The following is a 14275-nucleotide window of genomic DNA, read 5'->3' on the forward strand; positions in this document are numbered from 1 at the left end:
TGAATCGGTTCGATGGGGCTTGCGAGCTGGCGTTCCACACCAGGGCGCACATGGGCAGACGGTGTTTGGATGCCTACAACGTTTTCATCTCACGGTCACAATGTGCCGGGTGGCTGGACCTGGCGTCTTGTCGCATTTATCGCGTCTGGATGCGGAATAAGGCATGGCGCACCTCATGCAGGCATGAGCCAGCCACCGAACAACGGTCCGGCGGTGTCACCGTGCTGGGGCTCGACGCGGAAGGTCAACGGCTGGCCCGTGCGGGTCAGAGCATGCGGCAGCGGGTAATCACGGTCGACGAAGTCGATCACCTGCCCGCGCTCCACCGCCACCTCGACCGCCAGCGCCCCATTGACGAGGATGTTGAAGCGGCCCTTGTCGCTACCCCAGAAGCGCAGTCGCAGGACCAAGGGCTGTGTACTGCCCTTCATCACGAACGTGACGACTCCCTTGCCGCGTACATCGCGGCATTGCTGACGCCGGTAGGCCGCAGCGAACGAGGTGTCGCTGGTCAGGCGATGGTCTTTCTCCGAGGCCTCGTTGCCGAACTGGATCATGTCCACCGCACTGGCCTGAAGCTCAGCATGCTCGGCCTTGGCGCGATCCCGGCGCTGCGCTTCTTCCGCCCACTGGGCCGGGTCCATGCGCTTGAAGTACAGCGCGCTGCGACGGTCGTGCTGGGCGTAGAACGGGGAAAACTCCAGCGCCCGCGGGCGGGTGGTACTGGCCAGAAAGCGGGTGGGCTCGCGCAGCGCGACAAAGCCGGACAATGGAGACACGTCCGCCACCAGGGCAGGATCCAGCGCGTCGTACGGCGTTGCGGGCGGGCCCAGATCGGCGGCCAGTGCCAGTGGGCCGCGCATGACCACCACCGTGTCCGGGTCGCCAGCGGCGGGCTCCAGGCGCAGCGGCATGTCCAGCGCCAATTCGACCACATCACCGGCCTTCCAGCGCCGTTCCAGCGCGATGTACCCCTCCATCGGCGTGGCCGACACGGTCCGCCCATTGAGCTTCAGCGCATGCCGTCCGTCGGCCCAGGCCGGGATACGCAGCATCAAACGCCGGGGGGCTTTTTCGTCAGCGCCGGTCACCTGCACGCGCACGTTGCCGGTGTGCGGAACGTCGCTGTCCAGCTCCAGCGCCAACCCGCCCTCCTTCCAGTCCAGCTGCGAGGGAATGTAGAGGTTCACGTACAGCGACTGCCCGTCATGCCAGTAGATCGAGTCACCAAACTGCGCGTGCGCTTCCATGCCGCTGCCCACACAGCACCAGAAGGAATCGAACATGTCGGAGAAACCCCGCTCGGCACCGGTGATCATCGGCGTCATGTAGGTGAACATGCCCGTCTTGGGATGCTGCGCCGCCATGGTGTGGTTGAGCAGCGTGCGTTCGTAGTAATCGAAGTAGCGCGCCTGTGGCGTCCACTGGTACAGATGCCGGGTCAGCTTGAGCATGTTGTAGCTGTTGCAGTGCTCGCAGGTCTGCTCGGTGAGGAAGGCGGCGATGGTGTCAGGCTGCTGGAAGTACTCGCGGTCGGCATTGCCGCCGATCACGTAGCTGTAGTGGCCGGTGACCGTCTCCCAGAAGAACCGTGCCGCCGCAGCGCTGTCTGCGTCACCGGTGACCTCGAACTGACGTGCCTCGCCGATGAACTTGGGCACCTGGGTATTGGCGTGGTGATGCGGAAGATCGTCCTTGCCGGCAATGGCCGGATCGACGATTCCTTCATGCCGGAGGCGCTTGCCGATTGCGATCCAGCGCGGATTGCCGGTGCGCGCGCCAAGCTCGATGTAGGATTCATTGAGCCCGCCGAATTCGGTGGCCAGCAGCGACTGCATCTGCGCGTGGTCGAGCGCGTCGAACACGCCGGCGAGGTACGCCGCCAACGGCTCCAGCACCTGCAGTGCCTGGGAGGTGTCGGCCAGCGCATCGGCGTCCAGCAGCCCGGCGAACAGCTTGTGCACGGTGTACAGCGGCGACCAGCTGCCGTTGATGTTGAACTTGCTGCCATTCACCGCGCCGGCGCGCACACTCTCGAACACGCTCTTGCCGCCGACGATCTCGCCCGCATCGGTCTTGCGGGTCAGCCCGCCGACATAGCCATCCGGATCCTGCGCTTGGGCCCGCGCCAGCTCGGCCACGATGTACTCGATGCGTTGCTTGACCTGGGCGTCCCCGGTCTGCGCATACAGTTTGGACAGCGCGCTGAGGTAATGGCCCAGCGTGTGCCCGGCGATGGTGTCGCCTTCCCAGCCACCATACACGGCGCCTTTCGGCGGCAGCCCCGCGTACTGCAGGAAGTTGTGCAGCAGCCGATCCGGTTCCAGTTCAAACAGATAGCGGCGGTTGACCAGCAGTGAGTCCAGGAAGATCGATGGCGTGAGCCGGACCGCCTGCAACGGCAGCGCGGTGACCGTGCCTGCGACCGATGCTGCCACCTCCAGTGGAAAGCGCAGCATGCCGGCGGCGGCGGCCAGCGCGCTCCATTGCAGGAAGCGGCGACGCGACGGATCAATCGTGATGTCAGGATGGAGTGCGGGCATGGGCGGCGTCCTCAGTCGTAGTGGGCCTGCACCACGACCGTGGCACCGGCAGCGAACGGAATCTGCACACGGTCGTGCTGGGGCCCAGCCGTCTTCGCCGGTCGTCCGTCCACCGTCACCTCACGCAGCTGCGTCCCGGTCGGCGCGCGCAGTGTGAGCCAGATGGCATTGGGCCGCATGACGGGCAGCGTGAGTTCGGCGTCGATGCGGCGCTGCCCGGTATCGGCCTGCAGACGCACGCCGGTTCTGCCCCACGGGGTAGGCGCCTCCTGCAGTTCGATCAGCTTGCCGGTCGCCAGCCAGTCCCGCGGCACCGCGCGGGCCAGATACAGGTCCTGGTCCTGGTCGAACACCAGCATCCAGCGCAGCAGCAGCGGCACGGTCATCTGCGCCGGCATGCAGAACAGCGGCATCCCGCCGGTGATGCCGGCCACCTCGCCTGCCGTCCAGCTGCCACGGGTATGCGCCTGGTAACGGTGCGCATACAGGAACAACAGGTACTCCTCGATCCGGTCCAGGCGGAGCAGCTGCTGCGCATGCCCATAGGAGATGAACCCGAGGATGTCGCGCCCTTCCGGGCTCGGTTTCCAGATATTGGAGACGATGCCGAGTGTGGTGCCACCGTGGCCGCGCAGGCAGTCGATCACCAGGTGGGCAATCTCCGGTGGCAATACATCGGCCTGCAGCAGCTCGGCGTAGGCGCGATGCGACCATAGCTGCTCGCTCTTGCTGGGATCCTCCTGTGACATCGCCTGGCGGAAGGTTTCAGTGGTGCCCGGCAGCGGCCCGAGATACGGGGGTCGAAGGTCATGGCGGATATCGGCGCGGATGCTCTGCAGCAGCCGCGTGCGCAATTGCCGGGCGTGCTGGCGCCACTGGCGGCTGGCCCCTTGGGCGCCGGCGATGGTCGGCCATACGGCGGCGATGTCTTCCCACCCACGGATGGTCAGCGCACTGTTGCCGAAGTACGGTTTCCACCACAACGTGGGATCGGGATACAGACAGGCATCGGACTCGCTCCAGCCATGGATCAGCCCGTGCCCGCGGTCGCTGCGTGGCAACGCCAGGCTGACATCATGCAGCTCCACCAGCAGCGCAGCGGTCGCCTCGATCTTGCCCTGGTGCCTGCGCAGCAGCGCGGCATCGCCGGTGTAGCGCAGATAGCGCGCCAGCAGGGACAGGGTCAGCCCGAACTGGCCGATTTCCGGCCCGCGCATGTTCACCAGCCCATCGGCCTGGGTGTACTCGCTCAGGTAGTTGTCCAGCACTGCCCTGGCCTGGTCGAACCGCCCCCATTCCAGGTTGGCGTACAGCGAGCTGGTGAACGTGTCCTGGAAGCCGTCGTACTCGTTGCCGACGTAATCCCGATCAACCGCACCGTACTTCGGGTACACGCCGCCCGGGCGCACCACCAGCTCACGCGCGAACGCGAACCGGGCCAGGTCCGACCAGCTGGCATCGGGCAGCTGCGCGGTACTGGCCTGGGCCAGCTGCGCCTGCCAGCTCGCGGCGAAGTCGATCACACCGCGATAGAAATCCTCGACGCTGGCGCCAGTGCGACGCGGCGGGAAATCGGGGTAGCTGTAGCCGACCACCGTGCGTACCGCCTTGCCCTGCTCCACCAGCACCGTGCGGTGCCAGGTCTGCACGATGAAGCGGTCCTGCGCGCTCACATCGGCGAACACCAGCACGTCGTACCAGCGCCCCTCCCCTGCAGGAACCACCTTGTGCACCGCCGGCATCCAGCCACCGAGCAGGCCTTCGGCCCGGTGCGCGACGGTGTCTGCATCGGCAAGCGCCGGGAAAGACTGCAGCGCGCGATAGGTGCGGCTGCGCCCATCGGGGTAGATCTGCATGGTGTCGTTGGCCTGCACCGTGCCCACGAAGGTGGTCCACGGCAGGCGACCGTTGTGATCCTTGGGGTCCAGCCGGGAAGCCGGAGGCGGTGCAACGTCACGCACCGCCTGTTCGCTCGGATCGCCATCGCGCAGCAGCGCGTCGGCCAGCAGGTCGGCCTCGGCCATTGCCAGTTTCGCCAGCGGAATGCCGAGGTAGGGGGGCGTGTCGCTGCCCCACACCTCCTCGGTCCGTTTGCCAAGCTCGAGCAGGCCGTCCGCGCAGACCAGGACCAGCGCGCCCTGTGGCGTGCGCAGATCCTCATGCGCGGTCCACGCCACGCCACGGTGCTGGAAGCTGGCCAGCACGGTGAAACCGGTGAGATCGAGCGATGCCGCAGGCTGCAGCACGGGCCGGGCAAGGGGTGCCGACACCGTACCGCGCGCGTCGGCAGCGCGGCTGCTCAACGCAGGAAGAAAACCGACGGCAGCGGTTGCCGCCATGCCCTGACGCAGGAAACGTCTGCGATCCATGTTGCCTGTGCCTTGCGATGACCAGCCTTCATGCTGCGCGGCGCAGGTCCCGGCGTCTTGTCGCGCACCCCTGGCTTCGATGCGGTTTTCCGCATAGACCGCCCTGCGCCAGCGCAGCGTCGCGATCACTGTCACACGTCAATACGTGCCGACCGTGACCCGCAGCACCGGTGGCGAATCGCGCACGAAATTGAGCCCGTAGTCGGTCTGGTCACCGTTGAGCAGTCGCTCGAACCGCCACTGGCCGTCCACGTAGCGCCCCTGCTCCACCCGCAGCAGCTGCCCGTGCCGCGCATCGTCCGCCACGCGCACGAACTCCGCACGGGCGGAAAAGCCGGTCAGCAGGAACTGGTCAGTCGCCGTCTGCACCACCAGCAGGCGACCGCCGTGATCGGGGTTGCCGGGCAGGATCGGATCCGCATCGCCCCAGTACGGCGCGCCATAGGAAACCTGCACGTCCCAGTCGCCGAAGTTCAGCGTGCGCGTGGGCTGGCCCGGCTGTTCGGCCACGGCCTGCAGTCGGCCTTCGAAGGCGGCCTTGGCGAGGATCCGCTGGAACGGTGCCACCTGCCCGAAATTGGCTGCATGCGCAGCGGTCGCCGCCTGCTTTTCGGGCGAGTCCAGGCCATCCATGCCAAACACCGAAAACCCGAGGCCGCCCTGCCCCAGCACATGGAACAGATACGGCGCGGTGGCTGGCTCGAAGCCGGTCTCGGAGACCCACGCCGGGTTGTCCGGGCGGGCGTACTGGCCGATCACCTTGGTGTATTCGTTGTAATCGCTGGTGTAGATGTCGGTGCCGATGAAATCGATCGACGGGGTGGCCGCACGCCACAGGTCGAAGACATTCACCGTTGCCCCGCCGGAGGGATAGTCCACGCCCGGGAACTTCTTGCCCTTGTAGCGCAGCCAGGTATTGACGTACATCGGCATGGGGTAGGCGCGTTTGCCGGCCGCGGCCACCTGTTCGATGTAGTGCGCGGTGCCATAGGCATTGAACGCTTCGTCGGCGTCCGGCCCGAACACCTGCCGCCACGTGCCGGGGGGCTTGCCCAGCCGGGTGGTGATCGCCGCCGGTACCGGCTGCGCGAACGCGGCATTGGCCGCCGCGCCGTGATCGCGTACCGCGCCCACGGTGCCCGGCTCGTTCTCCACCTGTACCAGGATCACCGTATGGCGTTGGCCATCAACCTTGCGCAGGTGCCGCATCAATGCCGTGAACGCACGTGCGTCGGCCTGCACATTGGCCGCGGCGTACGGCGACAGCACATCCACCGGCTGGCCGCGCTCATCCAGCACACGTGGGTAGGTGCCGGCATCGCGCTTGATCCACTCCGGCACATAGTGCATCTGACCGTTCTTCCAGCTGCCGAACCACAGCAGCGCCACCCGCAGGTTGCGCTTGCGGGCCTGATCGATCAGCGCGTCCACGTTGGTGGTGTCGTACTGGCCCGGCATGGGCTCGAACTGTTCCCAGTACACCGGCGCCTCCACCGTGTTGGCATTCAGTGCCACTACCTGGTCCAGTGCACCTGGCAGCACCGCCGGCCACGCACTGGAATTGTGCAGCTGCGCGGCCAGCACGGTATAGGGTGCCCCATCCACGAACAGCGCGTGGCGGCCGTTCCCGGTCACGAAGCGGGGCATCTGCTCTGCTGCCCAGGCGGTCGTGGACAGGCCGGCCAATGTCATGATCGCCGCAGCAACCACGCGGCGCAGCGGCAGCCGGGTCAGGCAGGCGATCCTCATTGCTGTTGCGCCGCGCGCGAATTCCAGTGCGGCGTCGGCGCCTTCATCAGGTGGCGGACGAAGAAGTCGAACTGGCGGCGGGTCACGTACTCGATGGGACCGGTGGAGCGGCCGACCGAATGCTCGCCCCCCGGCACGTTCAGCAGATCAAAGTCCTTGCCTGCCTGGATCAGGGCGTCCACCACCTGTGCGGTCGAGGCGGGATCGACGTTGCTGTCCTGCTCGCCCACGACCAGCAGCAGGTCGCCGCGAAGTCCGGCTGCGTTGACCACACCGGAGGCGCGCGCGTAATGCTCATCCACCGGCCAGCCCATCCACTGCTCATTCCAGCTGATCTTGTCCATGCGGTTGTCGAAGCAGCCCGCCATCGCCACGCCCACGGTGTACAGCTCCGGGTGCAGCTCAAGCGCGCCCAGCGTGCTCTGGCCGCCGGCCGAGGCCCCGTAGATGCCCACACCGCGGCTGATGTCGTACGACGGATCGCGGGCGGCCATCGCCTTGTGCCAGGCGATGCGGTCCGGGAAGCCGGAATCGCCCAGGTTTTTCCAGGCCACGTCATGGAAGGCCTTGGAGCGGTGGGCGGTACCCATGCCGTCGATCTGCACGACGATGAAGCCCAGATCGGCCAGCGCCTGCATGCCGATCTGCTTGTCGCCGCCGGAGTGATACCCGAACGGCCAGAAGGTCTTCGGCACGAACGCATCGTGTGGACCGGCGTAGATGTTCTCGATCACCGGGTAGCGCTTGCCCGGGTCGTAGTCCCGCGGCCGCACCACCATCCCCCAGATGCCGGTCCTGCCGTCGCGGCCCTTCGCCACGACGCTCTCCGGGGGCTTCCAGCCGGCGGCCAGCAACCGAGAGATGTCGCCACGCGCAAGTTCACGCAGCCGCGTGCCGTCGATGCTGCGCAGTTCGGCGATGGGGGCCATGTCCGGGCGCGAGTACACATCGATGTAGAACAGGCCATCGTCGGAGATCGCGATGTCGTGGTCGGCCGGCGCATCGGTCAGGCGGGTCAGTCCCCTGCCGTCGAAATCCACCCGGAACAGATGCCGCTGGTAGGGATCCTTGCCTTCATCCATACCGCTGGCGGTGAACCAGATCCGTCGCTGTGCATCGTCCACGCGCAGCACGTCGCGCACCACCCACGCACCGCGGGTGATCTGCTTCAACACCTTGCCGCTGGTACCGTCCACACGGTACAGGTGCCGCCAGCCATCGCGTTCGGAGATCCACAGCATCTCCCTGCCCAGCCCACCCACATCATGGGCGTAGATGCGATCGGCATACACGAAGGTCTTCGCCGTTTCCTCCACCGCCGCATGCGCGTGGCCGCTGGCCGCATCCACGGCCACCACGCGCACCGCCTGGAAGCCGCGCTGCACGTACTGCAGGCTGAAACTGCTGCTGTCGCTGCGCCACTGGATCGGCGAGAGCTCGTAGGGGTTGGCCAGCAGTGGGGTATCGATGTCCTTGCGGGTGCCATCCACATCAAACAGCACCGGCTGCTCGATGTCGACCGGATCGCCCGGCTTGGGATACAGCTGCGTCTGCAGCAGCGGCTGCAGCTGCCCGCGGGGTGACGTTTCAACCCGGTTGACCAGCCGGGCCAGCCCCGGCTTCACCCGATAGACCGCCAGATGCTGCGAATCCGGCGACCAGGCCAGCGTCTCCGGATCGTAGAACGCATCGCTGCGGCCATCACGCGTCAGTCGCTTCACACCGCCATCGGCGATGGATCGCAGCACCACGTCGAAGCCTTCGGCGTAGGCCTCCCACCGGCCATCCGGGGAGCGCCGCGGCGCGTTGTCGGCCGCGATGCGCAGGTCGCGCACCACGCCAAACCCGCGAGGCCGCCCGGGTGTGGCGACCGGCGCACAGACGTAGTCACGCAGCGTGCAACGCCAGGGCGTGTAGTCGCTGTCCTGGTAGAAGCGGATCGCACCGTTCGGGTCGTTGCCTTCGGCCACATAGTCGAACCGCGAGAACGGCAGCTTCAGGGCAGTCTGGGGTTGCTGGCTTGCCTGGGAGAGCCCCTGCGCCAGCCGTGCGGCATCAAACGCCGGCTGCAGCGCATCGCTGCCCGGTGTGCCAAGCACGAACGCAAAGCCACCCTCCACCGTACGTCGGTAGTAGAAGTGACCGTCGCTGCGCCACTGCGCCGGGAAGGCGACGTCGCGGGTCAGCCCGCTCCATGCCTCGCGCAGACCCAGTGATCGCTCGTAGTCGGCGACGCCTGGCGCGGCATTGGCCCAAGCAGCCACCCACGCGATGCAGGCCACAGCGATCCGTGCCTGCCACTTACTCACCATCGTCTTCCTCCAGTTTGAGTTCCGCGCTGCTCAGGCCGCTGCGCGCGCCCCACTGATAGATGAAAAAGGCGATCACCGCCACACAGGCGGTATCCCACGGGTGCGCGATCACACCGATGCCCCCGAACGTGCCCAGCCACGACACGCCCATCACCAGAAGGAAGAACGCGATCAGCCAGGCCGAGCTGCGCACCTGACGCACCACGCGTGCGCGCCGCTGCGGATCGAACAGCTGCGACACCACATAACCGACATAGATCACGACCTGCAGGCCAAGCAGCCACGAGACCGTGGTCCAGGTCGACCAGTAGACGATCAAGGCGGCGATCACGAACGACAGCGGCCCCAGCACGGCCAGCCCTTTCACCCGGAACGGGCGCTCCAGGTCCGGCGCACTGCGGCGCAGCGCGGCGACCGTGACCGGCGCGATGGCATAGCTCAGCACCAGCGCCGCCGAGACCACCCCGATCAGCGTCTCCCACGAGGGGAACGGCAGTGTCCAGAACACCGACAGCGCAAAGCTCAGCCACAGTGCCGGGCGCGGAATGCCCGACTTCGCATCCACCCGGGTCAGGACGGAGAGGAAGCCGCTGCTGCGTGCCCACCCGTACACCACGCGCGGCGTGGCGTTCATGTAGATGTTGCCGGTGCCGCTGGGTGACACCACCGCGTCGGCCACCACCAGCGTCGCCAGCCAGCCCATGCCCAGGGCGAGCGCGATATCGCGATAGGGCAGCGAGAACACCTTGTCCATTCCGGCCCAGCCGTTGGCCAGCACATCGCCGGGCACCGCGCCGAGGAAGGACACCTGCAGCAGCACATAGATCACCGTGGACAGCGCCACCGAGAGGATCAGCGCGATGGGGATCGTTCGCTGTGGATTACGCACCTCGCTGGCCACCGACACGATCGGGGTCAGCCCCAGGTAGGCGAAGATGATGCCACCGGCGGAGATCGCCGCCTCCACGCCCGCCATGCCGGAGGGGGCAAAGCCCTGGCTGGTCAGGTTGTCCGGATTGAAGTGCGCGAGCAGCAGCACGATCACCAGCAGCGGCACCAGGAACTTGAACACGCTGATGATGTTGTTGGCCCGTGCGAACGTCTTGACGCTGAAGTAGTTCAACAGGAAGAACAGAACCAGCAGCCCGAACTGCAACAGCCAGCCCAGCAACGTGGGATGGCTGCTGCCGGGCTGGCTCAGCGAGGGAAACCACGCCGCGGCGTACTGCCGGCAGGCCTCCACTTCGATCGCGATCAGGCTGGAGAACGCGATCAACGTGATGAACCCGGTCAGCCAGCCCAGCAGCGTGCCATGCGAGTACTCCGGGTAGCGCACCACGCCGCCGGCCCTCGGCAGCGCTGCGCCCAGTTCGCAATACACCAGGCCGAGCAGGAACACCGCGATGCCGCCGATGATCCACGACAGGATGCCGGCCGGCCCGGCGATGGAAGACACATGACTGGCGGCGAACAACCAGCCTGAGCCGAAGATCGAGCCCAGGCCGATGAAGGTCAGGTCGGTCAGGCTGAGGCGTTTGTGGAACTTTCCTGCTGAAGCCATGAGCGTGCTCCGGTGAAACGTTGCGGGCCGTTACCGTTGCGGCAGCAGCGCCGCAACGTGCAGGCGAAGAAGGTTCGATGCGTCAGCGCGGGCCATCCGCCCATGGCGACGTGCCGCCCTCGGCGATGAAGCGGTCGATGCGCGCCTCCAGCACCGGCAGCGGCACCGACCCGAGCGACAGCACCGCATCATGGAAGTGGCGGATGTCGAACCGCTCGCCCAGCGCAACCTCGGCCTTCCGGCGCAGCGTGAGGATCTCCAGCTCACCGAGGTAGTACGACAACGCCTGGCCCGGCCAGGCGATGTAGCGGTCGACCTCGGTGGTGATTTCATGCTCGCTCAGCGCCGCGTTGTCGCGCAGGTAGGCCAGCGCCTGTTCGCGGCTCCAGCCCTGGCTGTGCACGCCGGTGTCGATCACCAGCCGCGCTGCACGCCACATCTGGTAGGTCAGGTAGCCGAAGCGCTCGTAGGGCGTGGTGTACATGCCCATCTCCTGACCAAGGTATTCGCAGTACAGTGCCCAGCCCTCTCCATAGGCGGAGATGTAGGTGTAACGACGGAAGTCGGGCAGGCCCGTGTCTTCGGCCGCCAGCGACATCTGCAGCGAGTGGCCGGGCGAGGATTCGTGCAGGGTCAGTGCCGGCAGCACGTACAGCGGCCGCGACGGCAGGTTGTAGGTATTGAGCCAATAGGTATCCAGCCCGCCGCGCCCACCGGTGTAGAACGGTGCCAGATCATCGGGTACCGGCTTGATGGTGAAGCGCTGGCGCGGCACACGACCGAAGTAGCGGCCGAGATTGCCGTCCATGGTCTTGGCGATCCAGGCGGCGTGGTTCAGCAGTTCCTGCGGCGTTTTGGCATAGAACTGCGGATCGGTCCGCAGGAAGGTCAGGAAATCGGCGAAGCTGCCCTTGTACCCCACCTCGTCCATCACCTGCTGCATCTCGGCGCGCAGGCGCGCCACTTCATCCAGGCCGATCTGGTGGATCTGCGCAGGCGACATGTCGCGGGTGACGAACTCTCGGATCTGCGCGCGGTAATACGCTTTGCCATCGGGCAGCGCTTCGCCGGCCAGCGTGGTGCGAGCCTTGGGCACATACTCCTCGCGCATGAAGCGCAGCAAGGCGCTGTAGGCCGGGATCACGCTGCCGGAGATCGCCGCCAGCGCCTGCTGCCGCAGTTGGGCCTGTTGCGCGGCCGGGATGCTGGCCGGCATCTGCTTGAACGGGGTGTAGAACAGATTCGCCTCGCCCGTGGCCTGCGCCACATCGGCGATCGACTGGTCGCGGCCGGTGAGGGTCACCCGCGGTTGACTGAAGCCACGCGCCAGGCCGGCCCGCATGTTGGCGGTCTGGTCGTTGAAGTAGCGCGGGATGTCAGCCAGCTGTGCCAGATAGCGGCGATAGTCATCGGCGCTATGGAAGGTGCCGCGCGCGGTGAACCCCAGATCGGTCCAGAACGCGGTATCACTGTTGAACGGCATCTCCCAGGCACGGTAGCGCTGCTGGTCCAGCAGCACCTCGATCTGCTGCCGGTAGACCTGGTAGTTCACCTGGTCCACCGCCGGCAGCTGCGCCTGCGCAACGGTATCCAGTTCCTTCAGTACCTGCTGCCAATACGCGGTGCGCATGTCCTGTGTCGCCGGGTCGACCTTGGGCAGGTGGTCTGCCGGCCGGCCGCCACCGTTCTCGTCATCGCCCCCGGCCTGTTGTTGCGCGCGCCAGGTCCATTCGCGCGTGTACAGCGCCTTGAAGCGTGCCGCAGCGTCATTGGCGGTCGCGGTGCCAGCGGTGGCACCCGCGCCTGCGGCGTCGGCAGACGGGGCCATCAGGCCGGTCGCGCTGATGCCCAACAGCAGGGCAAGCGACAGAGGGGAACGCAGATTCATGGGGTCTCCTTGGCGGTGGCGTCGGCGCTGCGCACCGGTGCGGCCCGGGTCTGGGCGATCCAGGCCTCGATGCGGGCGTCGAGCAGGTCCAGCGGCATCGCGCCGCCGCCCAGCACCGCGTCGTGGAACGCGCGGATGTCGAACCGGTCACCCAGCGCCTGCTCTGCACGGGCGCGCAGGGCGAGGATGTCGAGCTGGCCGATCTTGTACCCCAGGGCCTGCCCCGGCCAGACGATGTAGCGGTCGGTCTCGGCCTGGATGCTGGGCTCATCGTCGGAGGGATGGGCGTGGAAGAAGTCCACCATCTGCTGGCGGGTCCAGCGCTTGTAGTGCACGCCGGTGTCCAGCACCAGGCGGTTGGCACGCAGCAGCTCGCCAGCCAGGTGGCCGTACCGGCTGTAGGGATCCTTGAAGAAGCCGACCTCGCCGGCCAGCTGTTCGGCGTACAACGCCCAGCCTTCGATGAAGGCGTTGTACCCGGCCTGCTGGCGGAACGGCGGCAGCGGCAATGTCTGCGACAACGAAATCTGCAGGTGATGCCCCGGTACGCCTTCGTGATACGCCGTGGTTTCGATGTTGACCAGCGTGCGTTCGGTCGCATCGTTGGCGTTGACCATCACGATCGCCGGCTTGGTGCCCTGCGGATTGCTCTGCCAGTACTCGGCACCGGGCGCTTGGCGACGGAAGGCCGGCATCCCCTGCACCTCCAGCGGCGTCTTGGGCAGGTTGCCGAACAGTTTGGGAAGCTCCGGCTCCATGTCGGCGATGTAGCCGCGATACAACGTCAGGATCTGGTCGCTGGAGGTGGCGAAGTGGCGCTTCTCGGTGGCCACCGCCTTGCGGAAGCTGGCCAGGTCCGGGTAGCCCTGCCCGATGGCGATCCGGGTCATCTCGCCTTCGATCCGCGCGACTTCCGCCAGACCGATCTGATGGATCTCCTCGGGCGATTTGTCGGTGGTGGTCTGGGTATGCACGGCGAACAGATAGCGCTTGTCGCCGTCAGGCAGCGACCAGAGGCCTTCGTGCTCCCGCCCTTTCGCCGCGTACTCGTCCTTCACGAAGGCCGCCAGACGGGTGTAGGCAGGACGCACCTGCCCGTCAATGGCAGCCATCAGCTGGGTGCGGATGGCCTCGCGCTGCGCCGGGTCGGCCACGGCCGCGTCCAGTTTCTTCAACGGCGAGGCGAACGCACTGTCGGCACCGGCTGGTGCGGCGATGCTGGCGATCTGCGCGGGCAGCTTGTCGAGCAGATAGCGTGGCTGCACCAGGCCATCCTTCGCACCCTGCCGCGAGACCTCGATGATCTGCGCCAGCAGCGCCGGAACGGCATTGAGCCGCGCGATGTAGTCCTGGTAGTCCTTGGCGTTCTCGAACGGGAAGGCATCGCCCATCCCGGCCAAGCCCAGCTGAATGCCGCCGACCGGCTCCAGCGGCATCTCATGTGTTTTCAGATCGATCGCGGTCAGCTTGTCGCGCAGCTGGCGCTGCATCATCTGCAGGCTCAGCTGCCGCTGGTCATCCAGTGCCGTGGCATCGACCGCATCGAAGCGCGCCAGCAGCCCGGCCGTTGCTGCACGATCGGCAGCAACAGCGCTCAGGCTGTAATCGGTCCAGCGATCGTTGTAGCGCTTGTCGCCGATGATGCTGGCGAACTCCGGGCTGTGCGCCAGCTGATACTGCCACTGCTCATCCAGCAGCGCATCGAAGGCCTTCGCCGCAGGGGCCACGGCATCGGCGCCGGCCGGTTTTTCAACGTCCGCCGGCGGGGCGGTGGACGGTTGGCAGGCAGTGGCCAGCGCGGCAGCCAGCAGACCGATGGCGAGAGGACGGAACAGGGCCATGCATCAACTCCA

7 protein-coding genes are annotated in these 14275 nt (G+C 66.7%); all 7 read right to left on the minus strand.

All coding sequences use genetic code 11. The features are described 5' to 3' along the window. Nucleotides 1–173 precede the first annotated feature (173 nt). The 7 genes from K4043_RS03580 to K4043_RS03610 all read right to left on the minus strand — a co-directional run bounded on the left by K4043_RS03580 (nt 174) and on the right by K4043_RS03610 (nt 14263). Nucleotides 174–2543: a glycoside hydrolase family 127 protein gene (locus tag K4043_RS03580; protein WP_265308226.1), complete on the minus strand. Its 2370-nt coding sequence runs from the start codon at nt 2541–2543 to the stop codon at nt 174–176. Between the two features lie 11 nt (nt 2544–2554). Continuing rightward, on the minus strand, nt 2555–4912 hold the full coding sequence (locus K4043_RS03585) for a Tat pathway signal protein (RefSeq protein WP_265308227.1): 2358 nt from the start codon (nt 4910–4912) through the stop codon (nt 2555–2557). 138 nt (nt 4913–5050) lie between these two features. Next, on the minus strand, nt 5051–6604 hold the full coding sequence (locus K4043_RS03590; protein WP_265308541.1) for a DUF5597 domain-containing protein: 1554 nt from the start codon (nt 6602–6604) through the stop codon (nt 5051–5053). 53 nt (nt 6605–6657) lie between these two features. After that, complete coding sequence (locus tag K4043_RS03595; RefSeq protein WP_265308228.1) at nt 6658–8973, minus strand: S9 family peptidase; 2316 nt, start codon at nt 8971–8973, stop codon at nt 6658–6660. After that, complete coding sequence (locus K4043_RS03600; RefSeq protein ID WP_265308229.1) at nt 8963–10534, minus strand: APC family permease; 1572 nt, start codon at nt 10532–10534, stop codon at nt 8963–8965. Before K4043_RS03600 ends, K4043_RS03595 begins: the two co-directional genes overlap by 11 nt. Nucleotides 10535–10616: 82 nt before the next feature. Continuing rightward, complete coding sequence (locus K4043_RS03605; protein ID WP_265308230.1) at nt 10617–12422, minus strand: DUF885 family protein; 1806 nt, start codon at nt 12420–12422, stop codon at nt 10617–10619. After that, complete coding sequence (locus K4043_RS03610; protein WP_265308231.1) at nt 12419–14263, minus strand: DUF885 family protein; 1845 nt, start codon at nt 14261–14263, stop codon at nt 12419–12421. The genes K4043_RS03605 and K4043_RS03610 overlap by 4 nt, the downstream gene beginning before the upstream one ends. Between the last annotated feature and the right edge of the window lie 12 nt (nt 14264–14275).

The sequence above is a fragment of the Stenotrophomonas sp. SRS1 genome (assembly GCF_026130205.1).
GTDB lineage: Bacteria > Pseudomonadota > Gammaproteobacteria > Xanthomonadales > Xanthomonadaceae > Stenotrophomonas > Stenotrophomonas rhizophila_B.

Bases quoted from the DNA above. Each gene is read 5' to 3' on its own strand.
- K4043_RS03580 (WP_265308226.1), bottom strand. From the start codon at position 2,543: ATGCCCGCACTCCATCCTGACATCACGATTGATCCGTCGCGTCGCCGC.
- K4043_RS03585 (WP_265308227.1), bottom strand. From the start codon at position 4,912: ATGGATCGCAGACGTTTCCTGCGTCAGGGCATGGCGGCAACCGCTGCC.
- K4043_RS03590 (WP_265308541.1), bottom strand. From the start codon at position 6,604: ATGACATTGGCCGGCCTGTCCACGACCGCCTGGGCAGCAGAGCAGATG.
- K4043_RS03595 (WP_265308228.1), bottom strand. From the start codon at position 8,973: ATGGTGAGTAAGTGGCAGGCACGGATCGCTGTGGCCTGCATCGCGTGG.
- K4043_RS03600 (WP_265308229.1), bottom strand. From the start codon at position 10,534: ATGGCTTCAGCAGGAAAGTTCCACAAACGCCTCAGCCTGACCGACCTG.
- K4043_RS03605 (WP_265308230.1), bottom strand. From the start codon at position 12,422: ATGAATCTGCGTTCCCCTCTGTCGCTTGCCCTGCTGTTGGGCATCAGC.
- K4043_RS03610 (WP_265308231.1), bottom strand. From the start codon at position 14,263: ATGGCCCTGTTCCGTCCTCTCGCCATCGGTCTGCTGGCTGCCGCGCTG.